Origin of the sequence: Vibrio sp. V08_P9A1T1 (genome assembly GCF_963874405.1) — a bacterium.
In the GTDB taxonomy this organism is placed as follows: Bacteria; Pseudomonadota; Gammaproteobacteria; order Enterobacterales; family Vibrionaceae; genus Vibrio; species Vibrio anguillarum.
In genome coordinates, this window is record NZ_CAWNIB010000283.1 from 21,795 (window position 1) to 45,776 (window position 23,982).

Sequence of the window (23,982 nt, forward strand, 5' to 3'; positions counted from 1 at the left end):
TTTATAAGTTGATCATTGCCATCTCATTTATTAGTTGAGTTGTCCGCTTGCGGCGATAAGACGGATCTCACGCTTGGCTTGTTGACTTAACTCTCTTTTATCTCAAACGATAATCAAGTAAGGGCTATTTCGCTCTATTCCTTTATTCACATCACTTGTTTAATTTTGCTGTGGTTTGGGTGGCATGAATAGGTTTGGCTTCAAGAGGCAGGTGTAGCGGTTGTCGACAGGCATAAAAAAAGCCGATGATGACATCGGCTTTTAGAATCAACAGGATTATTGTTTGTTCATGGCTTTTTTAATGCAGATGGCGGCGCCACCCCACGTAATGCCCAAACCAATAATCATCATAATAATTGCACTTGTCGTCATTAGTTGTACTCCTTGCGGCTTGTTGCATTGATTGTTACGCCTATAGCGAATAGTAACCCGATCATGACCCATCCTAGGGTGAGGTCATAACCACCGTAACCCTCTGTGAATAGAGCGTTCAGTTTTGTGGCGACAATAATGGCCAAAATCACAGGTGAGATAAAGCGCAGACAAATATCAAACCACACGCCAATATTGAAATCGGAAATGCTGTTCACGTATTTGCGTACGTCAGAAATCTTAAATAGCCATGCCATGAGCGTAAGTTCCACTAGACAGCTCGCCATAATGCCCACGTTGTTTGCGAAGTGGTCGACAAGGTCGAGCAGCAACAGGCCACCGTTGGTCGCAAAGGCCATTGAAACCAAAAACCCTACGCTGATAACTACATTAGCGGCCTTTTTACGGCTCCATTTTAGCTTATCGATGACGGCTGAGGTGACGGCTTCAATGATTGATATGTGTGAGCTTAGGCCTGCAACAACAAGTGCAAAGAAGAAGATTGGCCCAAGAATATAGGGTGCTGGCAATAGGTTGATAGCCGCTGGTAACGTAACGAATGCAAGCCCAACGCCCGCAGACACGACTTCTGTCAACGGTTTGCCTTGTTCATGAGCCATGTAGCCAAGAACAGAGAAAATCATAATCCCCGCCAGAATTGAGAAACCACAGTTGATCAATACTGTCATGAAGGCGTTATTCGTTATGTCTGATTTCTCAGGAAGGTAGCTGGAATACGCCAGCATGATGGCAAAACCAATACTTAGGGTGAAGAAAATCTGTCCATAAGCAGCAGCCCAAACCTTCACATCCCAGATCTTGTCAAAGTCAGGCTCAAACATGTAGTTCACACCATCTAATGCACCTGGTAGGAAAATCATGCGGCCAATCAAAAGCAGTACCATGATAAACAGTATTGGCATCATGATTTTTGAAGCGCGTTCGATTCCAGATTTCACTCCACCGACGATAGCAGCATAAGTAATTGCCCATGCAATCAGCATTGCAATGGCGATTTTCCATTGAATACTACCGAGATTGGTCGGTGAATTATCGCCTAGTGCTAAATAGTTGCTAAAGAAGAAAGCATTAGTATCGGTTCCCCAACTTTGTGTAAACGACATACCAAAGTAGGAAATAGCCCAGCCAATAACGGCCACATAATACACAGCAATAATAGCGGCAACCCCTACTTGGAACCAACCTAACCATTCAAATTTTGCGTGAATTTTAGCCAGAGTGGCTGGTGCTGAACCGCGATGCTTTTGACCCATGCTGAACTCTAGGATCATAAACGGTATACCCGCTGTGATCATGGCGAAAAGGTAAGGGATGAAGAATGCACCACCCCCATTCTCATAAGCCATATAAGGGAAACGCCATATGTTTCCAAGACCGATAGCCGAACCTACGGCAGCCAGAATGAACCCTGCACGGGATCCCCATTGTTCTCGCTTCATTGTTTACTCCTTTACGACTTCCCTGAGGTATGAAGCTTCTCTTCGGCTGCGGAGCCAGTGTTGGAGTGATGAATACTATCGGTACACTAAGTAGACCGTGAATATTTGCGCCATCATCCATGAACTGGCAAAAAGTTAGTGTTATATGTTGTCAGCTTTCAGAGAACTCAGAATATTGTTCTTAATAGTTCGATGTGTGTTTGCTGTATCTGAAATAATCAGCTACGCATGGGTTCGAGACTACAGACTAATCTAAGTTAAGGCAATAGATTGTAAATGTTATTCTCTGGTTTTTTGATGGTGTATTAGTTGTTAATTAATTGGGATTTAGGTGGAATGAACGTCATTTTTTAATAAGAATGGAATTTATAACTTCGTTGTCTAAAAAATATAAATGATAAAACTATTTTTTGTCGAAGAGTGTATGACTGAAAAACATACACTCACTAGTGAATCACACCACAATTTTATCTTGGTTTAAAAACGAACTGTTAGGCCGATATTAGCCGAAAATTGATTGATCCAATCAGATTTAAAACGAATCGCGCACGTTTCTGAAGAGGGCAGTGTGCAGGTTGCTGAAGTTTCGTTGTCAACAGAGGTACCTAACCAACGCACTTGGCTATTCAGCGCAATGTTATCGGTAAAGGCATACTCAAAACCCCCAAACAAGCTTGAAGAAAAACCATATTTATCTTTAGCCCAGTCAACATCCGTATAAGAACCACCGATACCTAGGCCTATATAAGCGGTCAATTGTTGGCTTATCGGATAATAAATGCTGCTTTGAAAGTGGAGGTAATGGATGTTGGCATCCGCGTTAATGGTTTCAACAGAGGTGTTTTGAGTGGCATAAAACAGACCAATTCGGCCTTTTTCGTAATCAGTTTCTATAGCGAGGCCATAACCAGAGGAAGCTTTTAAATCGTATTCATTGCTGGCTTGATCCTCGACTTCGCCCCCAATGATATACCCAAAAAAGGGAGAAACGATGACTTGCGCTTGTGCATAGGGAGCAGATAAAGCTCCTATGATAAGAATGATTTTATTGTATTGATGCATAATTATTAACCTAAGCCACTTTTTAACGATTAGGTTATTGTGATGGTAACTCCATAATTGTGCACGAAAAACCAACGATTCTTGAAGATACTTCACACTGATGTTATTACTTTGTTATCTGATAGGAGGTGGCTATGGAACTTGATCTAAAATACGCATTAGTGATTACTGCAACGGTCTTTACTATTCTCGTCGGTTTTGGTTTGATCGCTATCAGCCATTAATCAACGAGGGTTCTGCTGATGAACACTAGTGGAACTATCTCTGATAAAGAGACGAGAGCGGATTTAGATCGGCTCTCGAAGTACATTGGAGGAAAAAATGCATTGGTTGCCCAAGGTGGTGGCCAAAGAGGTATTTTTACCGCAGGTGTGTTAGATGCGTTCCTTCTTTCCAATTTTGACCCCTTTGATGAATTTTATGGCACCTCTGCAGGTGCATTGAATTTGTGCGCTTACCTATGCCGTCAGCATGGGTTAGGCAAGGCTTTTATTTTAGAACTCACCACGGATGCTAATTTTTTTAATCTATTTAGCTACGTTCGGCGTAAGCAGTTCATGAACTTGGATTGGGCTTTAGATCGCATATCGGAATTTCCTTATCGGTTGGATGTCGATATGGGAGTCCAAGTCCTTGCGAAAAGAAAAGCTTATGCTGCTGTTACCTCAGCACACTCACTACACGACCATTATTTCCCGATATTAGAAAGTAACTGGCGAGAGGTGTTGATTGCCACCTGTGCGATTCCCCGCTTATATCCGCATGAAGTCAAGCTGGGTGATGACCTATATATTGATGGTGGAGTATCGGCATCAATTCCAGTTCAGGAGGCATGGCGTAGAGGTGCCCGTTTTGTCGCGGTAATCCGCACTGAATGCCCTGATGTCGACGCGGTAGAGAGTGGGTTACCGATGAAGCCGTTGCCTTCTGCTAAGCCTTACAACGAGGCTCATTGGCTACATGAACCTTTGCAAAATATTCAAGGTCAGTGGCGACAAAAATTGTCTTACTGGAAGCAAGAGTGGAGTGGTCTTCTCCATCAACAAATAGAACGTTCTAAGCTACAAAAACGTGAGCAAATGAATTTGGAGCTACTCAATGGTGGACGCTGGTTATTTGGCGCTGATGATATTTATCGCTTGAGTCATTTAATTGGTGACAAGTTTGATTCGGGGTTAGCGGATATGTTGATGGTGCATTACCAAACTTATTCTCTTACTCAAGAATTTTTGCGTGCGCCGCCGGATGATGTTTACATCCTACAGATTGTGCCCAGCGAACCATTGAGGTCAAGATCTCTCTTAAGCAGTCAAGAAGATCTGCTTTATGATTATGAGCTGGGACTGACGGCGGGTTATCGCTTTATCGACCAATTTAACCAAGCGCAGTCGGCATATCAGTCCCGTATTGCATCATCGGATTATTTTCCCCGCGACCATTAAGTCAACGGGGAGAACGGGTTATTCAAGGACCGGCAGGATACGCATGCAGTTGGTTGACCCTTCGACATCCATAATGTCACCTTGAGTGATGATCACTAAGTCACCGAACTCTAACAATTTTTTCTCCTTAAGCGTATTGAGAGCTGCAACGGCCACATCAAAACCAGTATCTGCTTTGGTATCAAAATAGACGGGTGTGACTCCCCGATATAGAGCGCAGCGGTTTAAACTTCGTTCATTGGGCGACATAGCAAAGATAGGCAGTACAGAATTTAAGCGTGAGGTCATAAGCGCTGTTCTTCCTGATTCGGTCAGAGTCACCATGGCTTTGATTCCTTCCATGTGATTGGCCGCATAGATAGTGGACATCGCAATGGTCTCTTCAGCAGTCACAAACGAAGTATCGATTCGGTAATTTTGTTGGCTAGCTTCGATCATTTTTTCTGCGCCGACACACACTTCGGCCATCGAACGAACCGTTTCTACTGGGTATTTCCCAGCAGCAGTTTCACCTGAAAGCATCACCGCATCGGTTCCGTCAAGCACCGCATTGGCAACATCCATTACCTCCGCGCGGGTTGGCATTGGGTTCTCTATCATTGACTCCATCATTTGTGTTGCGGTGATCACTACTCTATTGAGTGCCTTAGCGCGGCGGATCAGTTTTTTCTGCACACCAACCAGCTCAGGATCACCAATTTCTACCCCCAAGTCACCACGAGCGACCATGATCACATCGGAGGCCATAATGATGTCATCAATATTGTGATCACTGGCCACGGTTTCTGCCCGTTCCACTTTCGCCACGAGTTTGGCTTCAAGGCCTGCATCACGAGCGAGGCGGCGAGCGTATTTCATATCTTCGCCATTGCGAGGAAATGAAATGGCCAGATATTCAACCTGTATTTCGGCGGCGAGTAGTATGTCTCGTTTGTCTTTTTCGGTCAGCGCTTCCGCCGATAAACCGCCACCCTTTTTGTTGATGCCTTTGTTATTTGAAAGTGGACCACCGACGGTGACTATGGTGTGTATTTTAGCACCATCGACTGCTGTGACGAGTAGTTGTACTCGTCCGTCGTCCAATAGCAGCAAATCATCCTGCTGCACATCTTGTGGTAGTTTTTTGTAGTCAATGCCAACCGAATCTTGGTCACCTTGCCCTGGGGGGAGCTCTGCATCAAGAACAAATCGGTCACCTTCATTTAAGTAGACTTTTCCTTCTTTAAATGTGGAGACCCTAATTTTTGGTCCTTGTAAATCACCAAGTAAAGCGACATGGCGACCCAACTTAGCAGCGATAGCTCTTACTCGTTGCGCTCGCAGTTTATGGTCCTCGGAGCTACCATGTGAAAAATTCATGCGCACAACATTTGCGCCAGCTTTGATAATCGCCTCTAATATCTCGCCTTTGTCTGTTGATGGGCCTAAAGTAGTCACGATTTTTGTTCTTCTTAACACAGCGGTCATTGTGTTCTCCTGATGGGGCGGGAATCTAGATTGAGTATATGCAAGATCTGGCGAAAGAAAGGGGATAAGAGTGAAATTTATCGACAGGTGTCAGATGATTTTTGTCACAAAAAAAGAGGAGTTTCATATTTTTTGAATGTAAACAAATGGCAGTTTATTGGCTAAATACACGAAGATCTAGGTATATCCGTGATGCTTGTCACGGCAATATACTAAAGCGCTTCACAATTACTTCGCAAAGTAAAAAAATTGGCATGTTATTGATTTCTGGAGCTCCCAATGTATATGGCGCAACCAGGCCATATTGATCATATCAAACAGGTCAATGCTGGTCGTGTATATAAACTCATTGACCAAAAAGGTCCCATTTCTCGCATCGATTTATCGAAGGAGAGTGAGCTTGCTCCGGCAAGTATTACCAAAATTACTCGTGAGTTAATTGAAGCTCATTTAATCCATGAAACGACAGTACAAGAAGCGATCAGCCGTGGCCGCCCAGCCGTTGGTTTACAAACCAATAATGAGGGATGGCAATTTTTATCCATGCGTTTAGGGCGTGGTTACCTAATTATTGCCCTGCATGAGTTGGGTGGTGAAGTGTTGATCGACACCAAAATTGAGATCCATGAGCTAGACCAAGATGACGTGCTCGCTAGGTTGCTTTACGAAATTGAAGAGTTTTTTCAAACCTACTCGTCGCAATTGGATCGAGTGACGAGTATCGCAATTACCTTGCCCGGTTTAGTGAATTCAGAGCAAGGGATTGTGCTACAGATGCCTCATTACAATGTGGAAAATCTGGCTCTTGGTCCTGAAATTTATAAGGCGACGGGCCTACCTGTATTTGTGGCGAATGATACCCGAGCTTGGGCACTGGCTGAAAAGTTGTTTGGCCATTCGCAAGGCAATGAAAATTCAGTTCTTATCTCTATTCACCACGGTTTAGGGGCCGGCATTATCCTCGATGGCAGGGTGCTGCAAGGTCGGCACGGGAATATCGGTGAGTTAGGTCATATCCAAATTGATCCGCACGGTAAACGTTGCCATTGTGGCAATATTGGCTGTTTGGAGACAGTCGCCAGTTCGCAAGCAATTCGTGAAGAAGTGGCGCTGCGTATTGCAAACGGTGAGGTTTCATCATTGACTGAGCACAGTGAAATCACTATTGAAGATATCTGTGAGGCCGCAGCAGAGGGTGACCCATTAGCGGTGGATGTGATAGAGAAACTAGGGCGTTATTTAGGGGCCGCAATCGCAATTGTGATCAACCTATTTAACCCAGAAAAAATTCTTATCGGTGGTGTTATCAACCAAGCTAAGAACGTGTTATACCCTGCATTGCAAAAATGCATCGAAGAGCAGAGCTTACCTGTCTATCATCAAGATCTCGAATTAGTGGAATCACGTTTTTATAAACAGGCAACCATGCCCGGTGCGGCTTTGATTAAACAAGCCCTCTATGATGGACTTTTGCTGATGAAAGTTGTCGAAGGTTAATTTTTTCGCGGTTAGATCATTTATATTTTTTACAATTAACCCATATGGCTATACTGTTATGTGAGTTCACTATAATTTTCGGGATTTCGTATGTCAGGTGTTTTAAATACGGTTGACCAGCGCACCAATCTTGTCGGAGAGAATCGACTTGAGTTGCTTTTATTCAGCTTAAATAGCCGGCAAATTTTTGCGATCAATGTATTTAAGGTGAGGGAAGTGATCAAAGTTCCTCAGTTAACGAAATTGCCCGGTTCTCATCATAATATTACGGGTGTAGCCTCATTGAGGGGAGTGCCAGTTCCTGTCATTGATTTGCGCAGTGCGATCGGTTTTCCTCCATCTCGCTTGGATAGCCAGGAACAGAACCTCATCATCACTGAGTACAATCGAACCATTCAAGGTTTTTTGGTTGGGCAAGTTCGCAATATTATCAATACCGCATGGACTGAAATTCAGCCACCACCGCGTTTAGCTGGCCGATCTAATTACCTTACCGCTATCACCCATGTTAAAGAGGTCAACAGTAGCCATATTGTTGAAATCATTGATGTTGAAAAAGTGTTAGCTGAGATTATTGATTATGACGTTTCTATCTCAGAAGGCGTTCTTGATCATGATTTGGTTGCGGAGATGGTCGGGCGAAAAATTCTGATTGTGGATGATTCTTCAACGGCTCGTAACCAAATAAAAGGGACGCTCTCACAGCTTGGTTTGGAAATTGTCGAATGCAGAGATGGCTTAGAAGCATTGAATCTTCTGAAGTCGTGGAGCGATGAAGGAAGAGATGTAACGAGTGAGCTTTTACTGATGATCACCGATGCTGAAATGCCAGAAATGGACGGCTATAAACTGACTTCCGAGATCCGTAATGATCCGAGAATGAAATCACTATTTATTACGTTAAACACGTCACTCAGTGGCAGCTTTAATGAAGCCATGGTACAAAAAGTGGGTTGTGATCGTTTTATCTCTAAATTCCAACCCGATTTATTAGTACAAGTGGCACAAGACCGATTACGTGATGTGCTTTCGTAAGATTTTTAGCCATCATTACAATAAAGTCGTCTCTAATTGTAATGTGCTGACATGAAATAGTAACGTTCACCTCAAACGACAATGCCTTGCTGATGAGGCAAGGCATTGAAAGATTAAGAAAAAGCTAAGCCATTACTTTTTCGGTTGTGCATCGATACATTGACCATTCACGGCTTGGCTTTCCGGCGCCATTAAATAGAGATAAAGCGGCATGATATCTTTAGGCGTTTTCAACAACTCCACATCTTCAGCGGGATAAGCTTTGGCGCGCATGCCTGTGCGCGTGCCACCGGGATTAATTGCATTCACTCGAATTGATGTGTTGCTTAGCTCATCAGCTAGCACTTGCATCATCCCTTCTGTGGCGAATTTTGACATAGCATAAGTGCCCCAAAAAGCACGACCATCATGGCCTACGGTTGAAGACGTAAATACAATCCGCGCATCTGGAGATTTGTGCAGCAATGGCAGCGCCGCTTGGCTGAGTAAGAATTGCGCTTTGACGTTGACCTGCATGACATCGTCATAAGAATCTTCACCGATCTGATCAAACGGGCTGATCACACCCAAAAGCCCCGCGTTATGTAGCACACCATCTAAGCGACCAAACTGCTCTGCAATGGTATCGATCATATCGAGGTAATGTTGCTTGGTGGCTCCTTTCATGTCCAGCGGAACAATCGCAGGTGTTGCGTAGCCAGCGTTTTCTATCTCATCATAAGTTTGTTCTAACTTTTTCACCGTGCGGCCGAGCAAAATGACGGTTGCGCCGTGGGCTGCATAGCTGATGGCGGCTTGTTTACCGATACCGTCGCCAGCACCTGTAACTAAAATGACTCTATCTTTGAGGGCATCTGCAGAAACTGAATAATCCACCTTGTGCTTCCTTATTGTTATGATTTGCTTTAAGTCTTCGTGACAAGGTGGTTACAATACACCAAATCAAAACCTATGAGGATTAGGACGTTGGAATTTTTATTGGACTACGGCCTATTTTTGGCCAAGATTGCGACAATCGTCGTCGCTCTTGTTGTGCTATTGATCATTGTGAAATCGGTGGGCGGAAAAAACAGCGCGCAGAAAGGCGAGCTGGAAGTAGTGAATTTAACCGAGCGTCATAAAGAAATGGTCGAGCAAATGGAACACCATCTGCACGATGATGCTTTCTTGAAGGCTCGCGATAAAGCAGAAAAGAAAAGCGAAAAAGAGAAAAACAAAGCACGTGACAAAGCGATCAAAAAAGCGGCCAAAGAGGGCGCGCTAGATACCAAACGTGAACCGCATCTCTTTGTCTTGGATTTCAACGGCAGTATTGATGCCAAAGAAGTGAGTTCGCTACGCGAGGAAGTGACCGCCATTCTCGCCGTTGCTCGTCAAGGTGATGAAGTGTTGCTGCGTTTAGAGACTGGCGGTGGCATGGTGCATGGTTATGGTTTGGCTTCTTCGCAGCTCGATCGCATTAAAGCGGCTGGGTTACCCCTAACCATCGCAGTTGATAAAGTGGCCGCCAGCGGTGGTTATATGATGGCGTGTATTGCTGATAAAATTGTGGCCGCTCCTTTTGCGATTGTTGGATCCATTGGCGTTATTGCACAGTTGCCTAATTTCAATAAACTGCTTAAAAAACATGACATTGAATTTGAACAATTGACCGCAGGTGAATACAAACGCACGCTGACTATGTTTGGTGAAAACAGTGATAAAGCGCGCGATAAGTTCAAGCAAGAACTCGAAGAGACCCACGAACTGTTTAAAGATTTTATCCGCGAGCATCGCCCAGCGCTTGACCTTGAGAAAGTGGCCACTGGTGAACACTGGTTTGGGACTCAAGCTCAAGAGCTCGGTTTAGTTGATGAGATCAAAACTTCTGACGACTTAGTGGTTGCTGCGTGTAAAGATAAAACGGTACTGGCAATCCATTATGTGCAGAAGAAAAAACTGACTGATAAATTGGCTGGTGTTGCGGGCGAAGCGGCTGATAGTGTGTTGCTGAAATTGATCAGTCGCGGTCAACGGCCAATCGTTTAGGTTAGGCGCGTCTTTCTCGAAGCAGGCAGATTATTTTTCGGAGAGTATTAAGCGGAGAAGTGCGTTACTTCTCCGTTTTTTTTGATCTCAGCCATTCACCGATGGCGAGTATCAACCCGGCCAACATGCCTGCTAAATGCGCTTCGATAGCCACGCGTGCATTAATAAGCTCACTGGTGTTACTTGAAGCGCCGAAAATTTGCTCCCAGACAACTTTGACAATAACACCAACCACCAACAGCCAACTGCTGCGACGCCCTTGCAGTGCTTCTTGCAGCGCCAAATAGGCAAACATTCCATGGAGCGCGCCTGAAAGGCCGACATAGACTTGCATACGGCTCAAAAAAAGGCTGATGCCTACCATCAGGCTGGTTGCCAGAAGGCTGATTAACCATTTTTTACTGCTCGGCTGAAACACAAAATGGATAATCCACAGCCCTGCGAGGTTCATACCAAGATGTGTAAAGTTGGTGTGTGTGAAATTTCCTGTTAGGATCCGCCACCATTGGCCCGCTTCAATGGCAGGCCGATTCCATGCACTAAGGGCGGCCAGTGGCGGCCATTGCAACCCCAAGCAGACCAAGCTGATAGCAAGTAGTGCAAAATAACGATTTTTTTGATGGTTTATGTTTAGTAAGCAAAGGCGAAAGTAATTCACGTTATGTCTCGATACTGTTCTCAATGTGGTAAAGCGCGAAAAGCCTGCATCTGTTCTTTGATCGTACCGCTTTCCTCGTCGGTCGAGCTTATCATTCTTCAACATCCGACAGAAGAACATCGCCCAATGGGCACAGCCCGAATTCTCGATTTATCTTTAGCGAATTGCAGGCGCTTTGTTGCCGAAGATTTTAGCCAGCACACTCAGCTGAATGAGTGCTTAACTGAGCCGGATGTGCTCAACTATGTACTTTACCCGCATGAGACTGCGCAGCCCGTGTCGGCTATGAATATCAATGCTGATACAAGAAAAGTACGAGTTATTTTACTCGATGGTACTTGGAAGAAAGCGTATAAAATGTGGCAACTCTCGAGCAATTTACATTCGCTACCGTGTTTGCACTTGCCGACCGATCTCAAAGGCAATTATCGCATTCGCAAGGCACCGAGTGAAAACAGCTTATCAACTGTTGAAGCTGGTTTTCATATCTTGTCATTGCTTGAGCCTCGGCAAAATTTTCAACCGCTCCTTGATGCTTTTGATGCGATGGTTGCCTTTCAAATTAGCCAAATGCCAGCTGGGGTTTTTAAGCAAAACTATATCAGCGAGTAACCGCTATATCAGTGAGTAATGATGGCAGAAGTTACCACTCAACCAGCCATTAATAGTGATTATGAGCTGAGAACAGTTGTTGATGGAGCCTTTGCGCATAGCCATCGGTCATAGCCGAAATATAGTCACAGATAACGCGCATACCATCGTTTTCATTGGTTTGGGCTTGCCACTTACCGCGCGTTGTTTCTGGCAGTAAGCGTTCAGGATCGGCGCTTAGCGCTTCAAACAGATCCATGATGATCTGCTGGCCTTTGTATTCAAAACGCTGCACTTGCGGAATTTGAATCACATATTGGCTCACAAATGATTTCAGTACTTCCAGCGCAGCGGCCATATTGGGTTCTAAATAGGCGTTGAAGGCGAGTAATTCATTCTCAAAATGCGCATCAACGGCTTGAATATGAATGCTAGTCAGTAGCGCATTAACAATCCCGCCAATCGCATCTTTACGACGATAATGTTTGCCTGCAAACAGCATTTCACTGATGGAAGCGATGTGTTCTTCAAACCACGCATCGCCGCATTCGGCCAGTTTCGAGGCTGCGGCCTCTTGCCACTGTTGGCGAGTCACCATGCCAAGCACGATGGCATCTTCTAAATCGTGCACGCCGTAGGCAATGTCATCGGCCAGCTCCATGATGGAGCAATCGAGTGATTTAAAGCGAGTCTTGTGATGTTGATAAGGCGTTGCGGGCTGACCACGCATTTGACTGAGTAGGGCTTTATCTTGCGCAGAGAGCGGCTCCGTTACCCAAGAAAAAATCGCGTGATCGCAATCGTATATTCCCTTAGCAGGCGACCACTCTTTAGCTTTCAACTGACGCTGGTGAGCGACTGCATTGGGTTGCTGTACGGCGCGAGTTTGGCTCAGCAGCGCAGGGTATTTTAATAACCCCAGCACAGTGCGACGTGACAGGTTCATACCATGGTGTTCGGTGTAAGGCTCTAAGCTGGTCACAATACGGAAGGTTTGCGCGTTGCCTTCAAAGCCGCCGTGATCGCGCATCATATAATTGAGCGCCACTTCGCCGCCATGACCATAAGGAGGGTGACCGATATCATGCGCTAGGCATAAGGAATCGATCAAACTATCTGAAGGCAGCAAATCACGAAACTCTGGTTGTTTGAGTTTAATTTGCGCCACTATACCAGTGCCGAGTTGCGCGGCTTCTAAGGAGTGAGTGAGGCGAGTGCGATGAAAATCATTCAAGCTAGTGCCATGTACTTGAGTTTTGGCTTGCAAGCGACGAAATGCTGCCGAGTGAAGAATACGTGCCCGATCGCGTTGGAAAGGGCTGCGATGATCATCGCGGCGGATTTTATGCTCATCATCTTGGCGTTCAAGCCATTTGGGGTCAATGGATATATCCATGCCATCTCCTGCAGTACATTTATGTTTTTCAAACACTTAACAAGTAACTTAGCGTGAGTTAGCTGATCTCGTCCAGCGTTAATTCGAAACTAGGGGCAAAGGTATTGAGAAAATACTCCATCTCAGGTGTATGGCGATCTCGCAAGGTGACGTCTAAACGTTTTTTGGCCAGCGCATATTCATGGTTGCCCGCGCTGAGTTCTTCTAAGCATTTGAGATAGGCGCAGAGTGAATCTGCCTGTTTGACTATCGCCACATCTTCAGGGTGCGCGGCGTCTGAAACGAGATATGGAGCAAAATCCTCACGCAGCTCTTCAGGCAACATCGAGAGCAGTTTTTGTTCGGCGGCGGCTTCTATCTTTTTGTATTCTTTCGCAATATCGGGGTTGTAGTATTTAACTGGTGTCGGAAGATCGCCCGTCAACACTTCACTGGTATCGTGGTACATACCTAAAATCGCAATCCGTTCAGGGTTGACCTTGCCGCCAAATTTTTTGTTTTTGATTACGGCTAAAGCGTGAGCGACAAATGCCACTTGTAGGCTGTGTTCAGAGATATTTTCACTGGAGATGGATCGCATTAAAGGCCAGCGTTGAATTAACTTCATTCGGGCTAAGTGAGCAAAAAAGTGACTCTCTTTCATTGCAATAAACATCCTTGCTGTGTCGGGGGCCAAGAGAAAAATTGGCGATTAAAAGAAAACGGGCGCACTTTTAGTATCGAAAAGTGCGCCCGTTTAGCATATGGAAGTTTACGTCAGAATGCTACTGACTGTAGGTCGATAAGAAACGTTCGAAGCGGCCAATGGCAATTTCCAAATCTTCAATATGCGGTAAGGTGACAATGCGGAAGTGGTCCGGTTTTGGCCAGTTAAAGCCCGTTCCTTGAACCAATAGCACTTTCTCTTGTTTTAAGAAGTCGAGCACCATTTTTTGGTCATCTTTAATGCTGTACATTTTCGTGTCGATTTTCGGGAACAGATACATGGCTCCTTTAGGTTTGACACATGAGACGCCGGGGATCTGGTTGATCAATTCCCACGCGCGGTCGCGCTGTTCGAGCAGTCGGCCGCCGGGTAAAATCAGCTCATTGATACTTTGATAGCCACCTAATGCGGTTTGAATCGCATGCTGCATGGGCACGTTGGCACACAAACGCATTGAGGCAAGCATTTCCAAACCAGCCACATAACCTTTGGCGATGTGTTTTGGCCCGGTAAGGAACATCCAACCACCACGGAACCCGCATACACGGTACGCTTTTGACAGGCCGTTAAAAGTGACCATTAAAACGTCATCAGCCAGTGTTGAAATGGGCGTATGGGTTGCACCATCGTATAAGATTTTGTCGTAGATTTCGTCGGCGAAAATGATCAATTTATGCTTGCGGGCAATCTCAACAATTTCCAGCAGGAAATCACGGCTATAGACAGCACCTGTTGGGTTGTTGGGGTTGATCAACACAATACCGCGTGTTTTGGGCGTGATTTTACTGTTGATGTCGTTGAGATCAGGATACCAATCGGCTTCTTCATCACACAAGTAATGCACGGCAGTGCCGCCCGAGAGGGCGACCGAAGCGGTCCATAATGGATAATCAGGAGCAGGGACAAGCATTTCATCGCCATTATTAAGCAGCGCTTGCATCGCCATCACGATAAGCTCTGAAGCACCATTACCGATGTAAACATCTTCTACATCTAGGCTACGCAGCCCTTTTTTCTGGTAGTGCTGCACCACGGCTTTGCGCGCGGAATAGATCCCCTTTGAGTCGCAATAGCCTTGTGAAGTAGGCAGATTACGGATCACATCAACTAGGATTTCATCTGGGGCGTCAAAGCCAAATGGGGCGGGGTTACCAATGTTTAACTTCAGTATTTTATGCCCCTCTTCCTCCATGCGTTTAGCATGTTTGAGTACAGGACCCCTAATGTCATAGCAGACATTGTCGAGTTTTGACGACATCCCGATATTTTGCATTGTATAATTCCTGAAAAATAAATAATTTCTTTATTAAACTACACTAAATTGATGTTTGATAGAATAAAAATCTGTCACTGTCCGCTTTTAGGGTACAGATGAGGATGCCCGTTATCACAGGAATCTGCAAAAGATAACTCGTAACCTTGATTTCGTTTCCCTCTCTAAATAGAGTAGCCGTCAGTAGAGCCCGTGTCTCAATGTTTTCGAGGTCGATTTGTCGCATTTTCATCAAGCTATTGCTCGGTTAATCGAGCAAATAAACGACGCGAAGGATGATGACGTTCGTTTTGTACAAATACTGCAAGAAGCTCCCCCTTTCGCGCCAATTGATTGGCTTGAAGCGCAACCCATTTTCCCTAAATTTTATTGGCAGTCACGTGATACGCGCGAAGAAGTAGTGGCATTAGGTCAGCTGTATACTTTTTCTGAGGCTGAACCTGCCTACGCTATTCTTGGTCAGGAGCAGCGAGTTTGGGGTGGACGTTCTTTTGATGGGCATACGGACAAAAATCGCCGTTGTTTATCCTCATTTTTCTTTTTACCGCAAATTGAGCTGATTTGCTGTGATGGTCAATGGTCATTGGCGGCGAATATTACCGCTGAACGCCAACGAACCTTGGTCGCACTGCATAAACTGCAACTTGAAGTTAGTCCGTTACGTGGTATGACGTCACATATAAAACAGGTCACCCATCAACCTAATGAGCTGAAGTGGCAGCAGTTGGTCAATCAAGTGCTTGAGGGAATTGATCATCAAGCGTTTAAGAAAGTGGTGCTCGCGCGGCAAACGACACTCAGTTTAGATAAGCCGTTAAGCGCGGCGCAGTTGCTTAAGGCAAGTGCGGCGCACAATCATCACAGTTTTCATTTTTTATTAGCATTTGATCAAAAACACAGCTTTATGGGGTCGACACCTGAGCGTTTGTACGCTCGTCAAGGGCAGACTTTGTATACCGAAGCGCTGGCGGGAACTATAGGTCGGGGAGAAAATGCGAGCCAAGACATGGAGTTATCTCATTGGCTTACTCAAGACAGTAAAAATCTTAATGAAAATCAATATGTAGTGGATGACATTATTGAACGGTTAACGCCTCATTCTGAAAGGGTTGATGTGGAACAGGACGTCCGTTTAGTGCGTTTGCGCAAAGTGCAACATTTAAAACGGGGTATCCATGCGCAGCTGAAAAAGGGTGTGAATGGTGTACAACTGCTGAACGCGTTACAACCGACCGCGGCCGTGGCTGGCCTGCCGCGTAAAGCGGCGATGGATTTTATTCAGGCTAATGAGCCTTTTGCACGTGGTTGGTATGCTGGCTCAGTCGGTTATTTTAGCCATCAACAAGCGGAGTTTTGTGTGGCGATTCGCAGCGCTTTGCTGGTGGACAATCAGGTCCAACTGTTTGCCGGAGCGGGCATTGTTCCAGGTTCAGTTGCTGAGCATGAATGGCAAGAGTTAGACAAAAAAATGGCAACCTTATTGAGTTTGATCAGCGACCATTTTCCTCTAGGAGTGGCGTCATGAAGCATGACCAAGCAGTGCTGAACCGAATTTGGAGCCAAACGCTACTTGAGGAGCTTACTCGACTTGGGGTGCAAGAGATCTGTATTGCACCAGGTTCACGCTCGACACCTTTGACCTTAGAGGCGGCCGCCAATCACAAGCTCTCAATCCATACTCACTTTGATGAGCGTGGGCTGGGCTTTCTTGCTTTAGGTCTTGCTAAGGCGAGCCAAAAGCCAGTTGCGGTGATTGTCACTTCTGGCACGGCGGCGGCTAATTTACTGCCAGCGATTGCTGAGTCACACCTCACGGGTGAAAAACTCGTTGTACTCACGGCTGACCGGCCCGTTGAGCTCGTGGGATGCGGTGCGAATCAAGCAATCAATCAAGTAGGTATTTACTCATCACATGTCACGCAGGCGGTGAATCTACCCAGTCCATCGACGACTATCCCATTGGCTTGGTTGTTAACCACAGTGGATGAGGCCATGGCCAACCAAGATCACATGGGGGGTGCAATACATATTAACTGTCCCTTTCCCGAACCACTTTATGCCGAACATCATGATGTAGATCTCTACGCGGACTATTTGGCTGTGATTGAAGCGTGGCGTCAGCGTGAGCAAGCATTCAGCTCTCGCCAGTACCAAACCGAAACCAAAACGTTAGATGATGGTGCATGGCTGAGTAAAAAAGGGCTGGTGATTCTTGGTTCGTTGACATTAGCTGAAGCGAAGAAGGCCAAGCATTTTGCCAACAAACTTGGCTGGCCAGTCTTATGTGATCCACAATCAGGCGTGAGCAGCGAATGGGCGCATTTTGATTTATGGTTACAAAATGTGCGAGCACGTGAGCTGCTTAGTGAAAGTGAGGTGGTGATCCAATTCGGTTCACGGCTGGTCTCAAAACGGCTTACTCAATGGCTAGCTAGCCATGCCCACACGGGTAACGTGCAGTATATTTACGTTTCACCCCAAATGGCACGTAATAATCAAAACCATCTGATGCAACAGCAGTTTGTCACTGATATTGCGTGCTGGGTCGATCGGCATATTGGTAAATTAACGGCTTTAGGTGCGGCGCAAGCGGGTTGGTCGGATCGGATAAAAAGTGTGGCGCAAGAGATTGCCCAACTGGCTAAATTGCATTTGAACGGTGACTCTTCCATTACAGAGATTGGTTTAGCGCTCGATATGGCCGAGCGTAGCGAAGGGGCCGACCTATTTATCGGCAACAGTTTGTTCGTCCGTTTAGCCGATATGTTTGCTCAAATTGAGGGACGTTCGGTTTACTCCAATCGAGGCGCTTCGGGCATTGATGGCTTAGTGGCAACCGCCGCAGGAGTACAGCGAGCCAATCATAATCCAATGTTGGTATTTATTGGTGACACGTCATTGCTGTATGATCTGAATTCTCTAGCTCTGCTTAGCCAAGTCAGCACGCCTCTGGTGCTGGTGGTGGTGAATAATGATGGTGGCGCTATTTTTGATCTATTACCCGTTCCCAAAACGCACAAAACCGCCTTGTACCAAATGCCCCATGGCTACCAATTTGAACACGCCGCACGGCAGTTTCGTTTAGGTTATGCTTGTCCGCAAACCTTATCTGCTTATCAAAGCTTGGTCCGTGAACATTTACAACAGGGTACTGGCACCTTATTGGTTGAAGTGACCACGCCGTCTGGGCAAGCCGGTGAGCAAATCACACAATTTACCCAGCAAGTCTATGCTTTGTAGTCGTTTTTATTGCAGCACCACCACAGGTTCGACGTCGGTTGAGCCTGTGGTGGTTTTTCTACATGGTTTACTAGGCAGTGGGCGAGATTGGTCGAAAACGGCGGTTTTCCTTTCGCCATACTCGCAATTATGGATTGATCTTCCCGGTCATGGCGGCAGTCAGTCTCTCTTATGTGATGATTTTGATGAGTGCTGCGTTCACATTTCTGCAACCGTGCTTAAGCAGCTTGGCGAAAAAACACCTATCGTATTGGTGGGCTATTCACTTGGTGGAAGGCTGGCAATGTATGGCGTGGCGATGCAGCGTTTTTCGGCGTTGAATATTCAAGGTTTGATCGTTGAGGGTGGCAACTTCGGCTTGCAGAGTTCTTTTGAACGTGAGCAACGATTGAAAAATGATCACCATTGGGCACATCGTTTCCAAACTGAGCAGATTGAGCGAGTTTTGGTCGATTGGTATCGTCAACCCGTTTTTTCTTCATTAAATCATGAGCAAAGACAAACTTTAGTCACTCAACGCAGTGCTAATCTTGGGGCGGCAGTGGCTCACATGCTACTTTCGACTTCATTGGCAAAGCAGCCTTATCTGCTCGCACAACTTGAGCAAGTCGCATTGCCAATGGTCTATATTTGTGGGGAGAAGGACAGCAAGTTTGTTCATCTGGCACAGCAAAGCGGTTTCGAATATCGCCAAGTGCGGGCTGCAGGGCATAATGTCCATCATGAGCAGCCCGAAGTATTTGCTCATCTTATTCAAGAATTTATCAGCCAATGCTAACGCGTTGGTTCAAAAACAATAATTAATAGAACAATGGAAAGCACCATGGCTAAAACAGTCGGTATTACTGAACAAGAATTGTATGCACCAGTCATCTGGAGTGACTGCAGCGCCGAATATGAAGATATTCACTATCACAAATCGCAAGATGGCATTGCCAAAATTACGATTGCCCGCCCTCAGGTGCGTAATGCCTTTCGCCCACAAACGGTTAAAGAGATGATCAGTGCGCTGGCCGATGCGCGTTATGATGAGCAAGTTGGCGTGATCATTCTAACTGGTCTTGGTGAAGCGGCATTTTGCTCTGGTGGCGATCAAAAAATTCGTGGCGACTACGGCGGCTATCGTGATGAGTCCGGTACGCATCATCTCAATGTGCTCGATTTCCAACGCCAAATTCGTACCTGTCCTAAACCTGTAATTGCGGCGGTGGCTGGTTGGGCTGTCGGTGGTGGCCATGTGCTGCATATGATGTGCGATTTAACTATAGCGGCAGAAAATGCCCAGTTTGGTCAAACAGGACCCAAAGTGGGTTCATTCGATGGTGGATGGGGGGCGTCTTACATGGCCCGTATCGTTGGGCAGAAAAAAGCGCGTGAAATTTGGTTCCTTTGCCGTTTTTATGATGCTCAAGAAGCGTTGGACATGGGGCTGGTCAACACGGTTGTGCCAGTAGCTGATTTAGAAAAAGAGACGGTTCGCTGGTGTCGTGAAGTATTGCAGCATAGCCCTATGGCGCTGCGCTGTTTGAAAGCAGCGCTCAACGCAGATTGTGACGGCCAAGCAGGTTTGCAAGAACTGGCAGGTAACGCAACCATGATGTTCTATATGACAGAAGAGGGGCAAGAAGGGCGCAATGCCTTCAATGAAAAACGCCGCCCTGATTTCAATAAATTCCCTCGTAATCCTTAAGCGTAAAATCGGCTCAAGTCATCCAATTTTCCGTGATGATTTGGGCTAGTGGTCTCAATGAACAAAGTCGAATATCGAACAAAAGGTTGAAATTATGCGCAGCGCAACACTGTATCGCTACTGTTTACCGATGGATAGCGGCGTTATTCTCCGCAATCAGAAGCTAGTAGAACGTGAAGGTCTGATTATTGAATTACAAGATGATCACGGTTCAGCGTTGGGTGAAGTTGCCCCATTACCCGGTTTCAGTTTAGAGTCACTTGAGCAAGCACAGCAGCAGTTAATAGCTCAGCTTCAGCTTTGGGTTAGTGGCGAGCTTATTGCCTATGATGATCTTTTTCCTTCTGTTGCCTTTGGTTTGTCGATGGCGGAGTTAGAGCTGGATGGTGGGTTGCCTCAAGCCGGACACTATCACGCAGCACCTTTGTGCTCGGGAGACCCTGATGAACTGATCCCGCTTCTGAACGCGCTACCGGGCGATCATAGAGTTGCGAAGATTAAAGTTGGGCTGTACGAAGCGATTCGCGATGGGATGATCGTAAATCTGTTTTTAGAATCCATGCCTGATTTGCAATTGCGTCTTGATGCTAACCAAGCTTGGACACCCGCTAAAGCTGAAAAATTTGCCCAATATGTCTCTCCTTCGCTGCGTCAACGCATTGCGTTTTTGGAAGAGCCGTGTCCATCTCCCAGTGACAGCTTGGCTTTTGCTATCAATACGGGCATTGCGATTGCGTGGGATGAAACCTTACAGCAAGCCGTTCGCCGTGCAGATTTTCAGCTAGAAGATCTGACGGGAGCGAAAGCCATTGTGATTAAACCGACCTTGATTGGGTCGGTACAGCGCTGTATTGCTTTGATTGAAAAAGCTAAAACATTAGGCATTCAAGCCGTTATTAGCTCTAGCATCGAATCGAGCTTAGGGCTTTGCCAATTAGCTCGTTTTGCGCAGTGGCAACTGCCTAATGAAATTCCGGGGCTAGATACGATTAGTTTGTTTAAAGCACAACTCGAAAGCGCATGGCCCAACAGCGCATTGCCGATACAAACGCTCGCACAGCAAACGGTGGTTTGGCAATCTCAATGCGAGTAGGCGTTTCCTTTTGCCAAAAGCCGTGGCAACAACATGCTTTGTATACGCCGCACGCGATCGCATTGCGTACGGCGAATCAAACCTACACTTGGCAGCAGTTAGCGAACCGTATTGACGCTTATGCTTTTGCAATGCAGCAACAAGGTTTGCAGAACCAAGATGTGCTGACGTTAGTGGGTAAGAACAGCCTTGAGTTAGTGTTAATCTACCTTGCGTCGTTAAAACTTGGCGTGATCTGCGCCATCACCATGCCACAACCCATGATGCTGCTGAAACAGAAACTCAGTACCTTATACGGAGAGAATCAACCACATTGGTTATGGTTAGGTGAAGGAGCTAAGCTCAAGGAGAATGAGCTAACTTCATTGCTCGCTGACGCTAACATCCGGCTTTTTACTCATGAACATGTTTCGCCGCCCACGAGCGCTATGGTAAACAAGGCTGAGACACAGTTTGCCTCAATCATCTTTACTTCTGGCTCTACTGGGGTTCCTAAAGCCGTTATTCATACTTTTCAGCAGCATTGGTCGTCAGCCAGTGGTTTACTTGAGGTATTTTCATTTAGTTGCCATGATACGTGGCTGCTGAGTTTACCGATGTATCATGTGTCTGGGTTAGCCATTATTTATCGCTGGCTAGTAGCTGGTGCTTGCTTAAAAGTCGGCAGCGGCGATCTCACCCAAGATATAATTCATGTTACGCATGCTTCATTGGTTGCTACTCAACTGAAGCGTTTATTAGACAGTAAAACACCGCTCGCATTAACGCACGTGCTGCTTGGCGGAGGCCATATCCCAAACCATCTCGCCCAGCAGGCGGCAAAGCATGGCATTGAAACTTGGGTGGGTTATGGCATGACGGAAGCGGCTTCCACTGTCACAGCAAAACGTGTTAACGCAAGCCAGAGTGTTGGCCACGTGCTACCTAAACGGCAAGTGAAGCTACAAGGTCAGCGCATTTTCATTGGCGGTGAAACCATATCCAGTGGCTATTACCAACAAGGCTTAATCACGTCTCTTATTGATGAACAAGGATGGTTCGACAGCCAAGACCTTGGCCATTGGCAGAATGATGAGCTGTTCATTATTGGCCGCGTTGATAACCAATTTATCTCTGGAGGCGAAAACATTCATTGTGAAGAGATTGAAGCGGTATTATCTCACCACCCCGACATCGCTTTAGCGATGGTGATCCCTGTTCATGATGATGAGTTTGGCGCGCGCAGCGTTGCTTTGTTGCAATGCCAAACTATGCCTAAAAAAGAGGCGTTAGAGCAGTGGCTCAATGGCAGGCTTGAAAGATTTAAATATCCCATCGATTATTTTTTAATACCAAATCACTTGAGCGAAACGGGTATTAAAATATCGCGCAAGACCTTAAAAACATGGCTCACCGAACATCAGCTGCGTTATCGACCACTCAATGATGAGCGATCACCATTTGATGGTCTGGTGCTGCCAATCCACAAAACAGACGGGCTTATCTAACATTTCCTTTTGCTGTAGTTGATAAAGTTGCTTAGCCACAAACTCCGGTTCAAAGAGCTTATCGCTAGCCACATTACGCTGAAATGGTTTAGAAAGCGGGGTGTCGGTGGTTCCCGGATGAAACAGAATAGTTTGTGTGTTGGGATGAGTGCGAGCTAGCTCTATCGCAAAACTTTTCGTCGCCATATTTAGCGCCGCTTTACTCATCCGATAGCTGTACCAGCCGCCACTGTGGTTATCCTCTAAGCTACCTATCCGCGCGCTAAAAACCGTAATTTTTGCAAAAGATTGACGATCAATAAGTGATGGTAAATATTGAAACCAACGCACTTGGCTCAAAACGTTACATTGTAAAAGCCATTGAAAGTAAGACTCGTCAAACCTTGAGATACGCTTTTCCGGTGTATAGGTGCCGTTGTGTAGTTGCCCATTAAAAAACACAATTTGATCAAACTTATGCCCGATGTCGGCCAATGTTTTGGCAATCAAGGCCGTTGATTCGATACTGTAGTCGGTTGGAAAATGTTCTCTTGAGGATTGGGCGAGATATTTTTGTCTTGAGACGGTAACGATTTCTGGTGTTAAAAGCTGTGCTTTGAGCTCCCTTATAAAAGCTTGGGCGATGATGCTTGAGGCGCCAATAATGAGGTATTTCATTGTTATCACTCTCTGTTTTTACAAACGCCATTACGGCATTGAGCATGACTAAACCAGCGAGATATCAACATGCGATGTTTTGCAAAAAGAAGATAAAGTTGGTCGCTAATCCATTTTAGGATGGGTAAGCGCGTGATGAATAACCAGCGATGTTTGTTGACTAAACGCCAAGCTAGAACGGTCACATCCAGCCCATAAAGCAGATTGCTTTGTTGATCTAAGCCATGCAGTATCGATAACGCCTTGCTTTTGTCGATAGAAGGAAAGCTACGCATAGCATCGCCGTCATTTATGTCGATAAGCTGAACCCGACCATGGTGATCGAAGGTTTTTAATGAACGCATTTCATTGCAGCATAAAGGACACTGCGCATCGAAAAAAATCACTAAAGATGGGGTACTCATATGTATGTCGTCAACCTAACAGCCCGTTAATAACATATTTGTACGTTCACTCTTCAGTATAAGATCAAAGTGGTCTTTATCCTGAAGTATTTACTTGAGTTACAAATGACCTAAGTGTCATTAAATTGCCACTATGAGCACTGTTGATACGTATTTTTCATCAATGCAATCATGTAGATGTCGATATTTACCTCAACGTGTGTGTTTTTGTGGAGCAAAAATTGGCAGGAAATTTCAGAATAAATCTCGTGATATTCAACCCTCTGTGGTTAATGGTGTTGATTGACTTGTCAATTAATTAATAGGTGTATCATGTCGACAGCTTTCTCTTCTTTGAAAAATATGATGATTGCGAGAATCAATCTATCGCAGAGCGAATTAAAAAAATTAGAAACAATGCAGGTTAAAACTATCCGTAATGTAG

At 45.6% G+C, this 23,982-nt stretch carries 23 protein-coding genes; 12 read left to right on the forward strand and 11 right to left on the reverse strand.

Features of this window, described 5'->3' with window-relative positions; genetic code table 11:
- Positions 1–276: 276 nt before the first annotated feature.
- The 3 genes from AACT21_RS13980 to AACT21_RS13990 form a co-directional block, all read right to left on the reverse strand.
- A complete protein-coding gene (locus AACT21_RS13980; protein WP_010319106.1) occupies positions 277–372 on the reverse strand; it encodes a MetS family NSS transporter small subunit in 96 nt (31 codons plus the stop codon).
- The gene (locus AACT21_RS13985) at positions 372–1,832 is read right to left on the reverse strand and encodes a sodium-dependent transporter (RefSeq protein ID WP_013856415.1); all 1,461 of its coding nucleotides are present in this window, start codon (positions 1,830–1,832) and stop codon (positions 372–374) included. Before AACT21_RS13985 ends, AACT21_RS13980 begins: the two co-directional genes overlap by 1 nt.
- A gap of 477 nt (positions 1,833–2,309) precedes the next feature.
- The gene (locus tag AACT21_RS13990) at positions 2,310–2,894 is read right to left on the reverse strand and encodes an outer membrane protein (protein WP_176430197.1); all 585 of its coding nucleotides are present in this window, start codon (positions 2,892–2,894) and stop codon (positions 2,310–2,312) included.
- Between the two features lie 134 nt (positions 2,895–3,028).
- Here AACT21_RS13990 and cydH point away from each other — a divergent pair, with 134 nt between their 5' ends.
- Together cydH and AACT21_RS14000 are read left to right on the forward strand one after the other, a co-directional pair.
- Complete coding sequence (cydH, locus tag AACT21_RS13995; RefSeq protein WP_094123948.1) at positions 3,029–3,118, forward strand: cytochrome bd-I oxidase subunit CydH; 90 nt, start codon at positions 3,029–3,031, stop codon at positions 3,116–3,118.
- Positions 3,119–3,136: 18 nt separating this feature from the next.
- Positions 3,137–4,336: a patatin-like phospholipase family protein gene (locus AACT21_RS14000; RefSeq protein ID WP_094164056.1), complete on the forward strand. Its 1,200-nt coding sequence runs from the start codon at positions 3,137–3,139 to the stop codon at positions 4,334–4,336.
- A gap of 18 nt (positions 4,337–4,354) precedes the next feature.
- On the opposite strand, the gene pyk is transcribed toward AACT21_RS14000, so the two are convergent.
- Positions 4,355–5,803, reverse strand: a complete 1,449-nt coding sequence (gene pyk, locus AACT21_RS14005; RefSeq protein WP_017045267.1) for a pyruvate kinase — start codon at positions 5,801–5,803, stop codon at positions 4,355–4,357.
- A 279-nt stretch (positions 5,804–6,082) separates the two neighbouring features.
- Between pyk and mlc the strand changes: the two genes are divergently transcribed.
- The gene (mlc, locus tag AACT21_RS14010; protein ID WP_013856420.1) at positions 6,083–7,300 is read left to right on the forward strand and encodes a sugar metabolism global transcriptional regulator Mlc; all 1,218 of its coding nucleotides are present in this window, start codon (positions 6,083–6,085) and stop codon (positions 7,298–7,300) included.
- Between the two features lie 90 nt (positions 7,301–7,390).
- On the forward strand, positions 7,391–8,335 hold the full coding sequence (locus AACT21_RS14015; protein WP_017048555.1) for a chemotaxis protein CheV: 945 nt from the start codon (positions 7,391–7,393) through the stop codon (positions 8,333–8,335).
- A 132-nt stretch (positions 8,336–8,467) separates the two neighbouring features.
- On the opposite strand, the gene AACT21_RS14020 is transcribed toward AACT21_RS14015, so the two are convergent.
- A complete protein-coding gene (locus AACT21_RS14020; RefSeq protein WP_017048556.1) occupies positions 8,468–9,211 on the reverse strand; it encodes a YciK family oxidoreductase in 744 nt (247 codons plus the stop codon).
- 90 nt (positions 9,212–9,301) lie between these two features.
- Between AACT21_RS14020 and sohB the strand changes: the two genes are divergently transcribed.
- A complete protein-coding gene (gene sohB / locus AACT21_RS14025; protein ID WP_088732718.1) occupies positions 9,302–10,363 on the forward strand; it encodes a protease SohB in 1,062 nt (353 codons plus the stop codon).
- Positions 10,364–10,427: 64 nt separating this feature from the next.
- On the opposite strand, the gene rrtA is transcribed toward sohB, so the two are convergent.
- On the reverse strand, positions 10,428–11,021 hold the full coding sequence (gene rrtA, locus AACT21_RS14030) for a rhombosortase (protein ID WP_013856424.1): 594 nt from the start codon (positions 11,019–11,021) through the stop codon (positions 10,428–10,430).
- 3 nt (positions 11,022–11,024) lie between these two features.
- On the opposite strand from rrtA, the gene AACT21_RS14035 reads away from it, so the two are divergent.
- A complete protein-coding gene (locus tag AACT21_RS14035) occupies positions 11,025–11,633 on the forward strand; it encodes a tRNA-uridine aminocarboxypropyltransferase (protein WP_013856425.1) in 609 nt (202 codons plus the stop codon).
- 49 nt (positions 11,634–11,682) lie between these two features.
- Here the strand turns inward: AACT21_RS14035 and AACT21_RS14040 are convergent, their stop codons facing one another.
- From AACT21_RS14040 to AACT21_RS14050, 3 genes are all read right to left on the reverse strand, one after another.
- On the reverse strand, positions 11,683–13,008 hold the full coding sequence (locus AACT21_RS14040) for an anti-phage deoxyguanosine triphosphatase (protein WP_026028279.1): 1,326 nt from the start codon (positions 13,006–13,008) through the stop codon (positions 11,683–11,685).
- A 58-nt stretch (positions 13,009–13,066) separates the two neighbouring features.
- Complete coding sequence (gene yfbR / locus AACT21_RS14045; protein WP_026028390.1) at positions 13,067–13,651, reverse strand: 5'-deoxynucleotidase; 585 nt, start codon at positions 13,649–13,651, stop codon at positions 13,067–13,069.
- 121 nt (positions 13,652–13,772) lie between these two features.
- Entirely contained in the window at positions 13,773–14,987 is a 1,215-nt protein-coding gene (locus AACT21_RS14050; protein WP_013856428.1) for a pyridoxal phosphate-dependent aminotransferase, read from the reverse strand.
- A 217-nt stretch (positions 14,988–15,204) separates the two neighbouring features.
- Between AACT21_RS14050 and AACT21_RS14055 the strand changes: the two genes are divergently transcribed.
- From AACT21_RS14055 to menE, 6 genes are all read left to right on the forward strand, one after another.
- Positions 15,205–16,512 carry an isochorismate synthase gene (locus tag AACT21_RS14055; RefSeq protein ID WP_017049093.1) on the forward strand — a complete coding sequence of 436 codons (1,308 nt, stop codon included), beginning with the start codon at positions 15,205–15,207 and terminating at the stop codon, positions 16,510–16,512.
- A complete protein-coding gene (gene menD, locus AACT21_RS14060; RefSeq protein ID WP_094164060.1) occupies positions 16,509–18,227 on the forward strand; it encodes a 2-succinyl-5-enolpyruvyl-6-hydroxy-3-cyclohexene-1-carboxylic-acid synthase in 1,719 nt (572 codons plus the stop codon). Before AACT21_RS14055 ends, menD begins: the two co-directional genes overlap by 4 nt.
- A complete protein-coding gene (gene menH, locus AACT21_RS14065; protein WP_094164062.1) occupies positions 18,217–19,005 on the forward strand; it encodes a 2-succinyl-6-hydroxy-2,4-cyclohexadiene-1-carboxylate synthase in 789 nt (262 codons plus the stop codon). Before menD ends, menH begins: the two co-directional genes overlap by 11 nt.
- A 45-nt stretch (positions 19,006–19,050) precedes the next feature.
- Positions 19,051–19,917, forward strand: a complete 867-nt coding sequence (menB, locus tag AACT21_RS14070; protein ID WP_026027256.1) for a 1,4-dihydroxy-2-naphthoyl-CoA synthase — start codon at positions 19,051–19,053, stop codon at positions 19,915–19,917.
- A 94-nt stretch (positions 19,918–20,011) separates the two neighbouring features.
- Positions 20,012–21,010, forward strand: coding sequence for an o-succinylbenzoate synthase (menC, locus tag AACT21_RS14075; protein WP_094164063.1), 999 nt, complete (start codon positions 20,012–20,014; stop codon positions 21,008–21,010).
- Entirely contained in the window at positions 21,001–22,497 is a 1,497-nt protein-coding gene (gene menE / locus AACT21_RS14080; protein ID WP_094164064.1) for an o-succinylbenzoate--CoA ligase, read from the forward strand. Before menC ends, menE begins: the two co-directional genes overlap by 10 nt.
- Here menE and AACT21_RS14085 read toward each other — a convergent pair.
- Entirely contained in the window at positions 22,444–23,154 is a 711-nt protein-coding gene (locus AACT21_RS14085) for an SDR family NAD(P)-dependent oxidoreductase (protein ID WP_094164065.1), read from the reverse strand. The two genes, menE and AACT21_RS14085, sit on opposite strands and share 54 nt — an antisense overlap.
- A gap of 5 nt (positions 23,155–23,159) precedes the next feature.
- On the reverse strand, positions 23,160–23,558 hold the full coding sequence (locus AACT21_RS14090) for a thiol-disulfide oxidoreductase DCC family protein (RefSeq protein WP_094164066.1): 399 nt from the start codon (positions 23,556–23,558) through the stop codon (positions 23,160–23,162).
- Between the last annotated feature and the right edge of the window lie 424 nt (positions 23,559–23,982).

Coding starts and splice junctions, on each gene's coding strand:
- menC (WP_094164063.1), top strand. CDS start 20,012: ATGCGCAGCGCAACACTGTATCGCTACTGTTTACCGATGGATAGCGGC.
- AACT21_RS14000 (WP_094164056.1), top strand. CDS start 3,137: ATGAACACTAGTGGAACTATCTCTGATAAAGAGACGAGAGCGGATTTA.
- AACT21_RS14040 (WP_026028279.1), bottom strand. CDS start 13,008: ATGGATATATCCATTGACCCCAAATGGCTTGAACGCCAAGATGATGAG.
- AACT21_RS13980 (WP_010319106.1), bottom strand. CDS start 372: ATGACGACAAGTGCAATTATTATGATGATTATTGGTTTGGGCATTACG.
- menH (WP_094164062.1), top strand. CDS start 18,217: ATGCTTTGTAGTCGTTTTTATTGCAGCACCACCACAGGTTCGACGTCG.
- AACT21_RS14085 (WP_094164065.1), bottom strand. CDS start 23,154: ATGAAATACCTCATTATTGGCGCCTCAAGCATCATCGCCCAAGCTTTT.
- AACT21_RS14035 (WP_013856425.1), top strand. CDS start 11,025: ATGTCTCGATACTGTTCTCAATGTGGTAAAGCGCGAAAAGCCTGCATC.
- yfbR (WP_026028390.1), bottom strand. CDS start 13,651: ATGAAAGAGAGTCACTTTTTTGCTCACTTAGCCCGAATGAAGTTAATT.
- AACT21_RS14090 (WP_094164066.1), bottom strand. CDS start 23,558: ATGAGTACCCCATCTTTAGTGATTTTTTTCGATGCGCAGTGTCCTTTA.
- mlc (WP_013856420.1), top strand. CDS start 6,083: ATGTATATGGCGCAACCAGGCCATATTGATCATATCAAACAGGTCAAT.
- AACT21_RS14015 (WP_017048555.1), top strand. CDS start 7,391: ATGTCAGGTGTTTTAAATACGGTTGACCAGCGCACCAATCTTGTCGGA.
- pyk (WP_017045267.1), bottom strand. CDS start 5,803: ATGACCGCTGTGTTAAGAAGAACAAAAATCGTGACTACTTTAGGCCCA.
- menB (WP_026027256.1), top strand. CDS start 19,051: ATGGCTAAAACAGTCGGTATTACTGAACAAGAATTGTATGCACCAGTC.
- AACT21_RS13990 (WP_176430197.1), bottom strand. CDS start 2,894: ATGCATCAATACAATAAAATCATTCTTATCATAGGAGCTTTATCTGCT.
- menD (WP_094164060.1), top strand. CDS start 16,509: ATGAAGCATGACCAAGCAGTGCTGAACCGAATTTGGAGCCAAACGCTA.
- AACT21_RS14050 (WP_013856428.1), bottom strand. CDS start 14,987: ATGCAAAATATCGGGATGTCGTCAAAACTCGACAATGTCTGCTATGAC.
- AACT21_RS13985 (WP_013856415.1), bottom strand. CDS start 1,832: ATGAAGCGAGAACAATGGGGATCCCGTGCAGGGTTCATTCTGGCTGCC.
- cydH (WP_094123948.1), top strand. CDS start 3,029: ATGGAACTTGATCTAAAATACGCATTAGTGATTACTGCAACGGTCTTT.
- menE (WP_094164064.1), top strand. CDS start 21,001: ATGCGAGTAGGCGTTTCCTTTTGCCAAAAGCCGTGGCAACAACATGCT.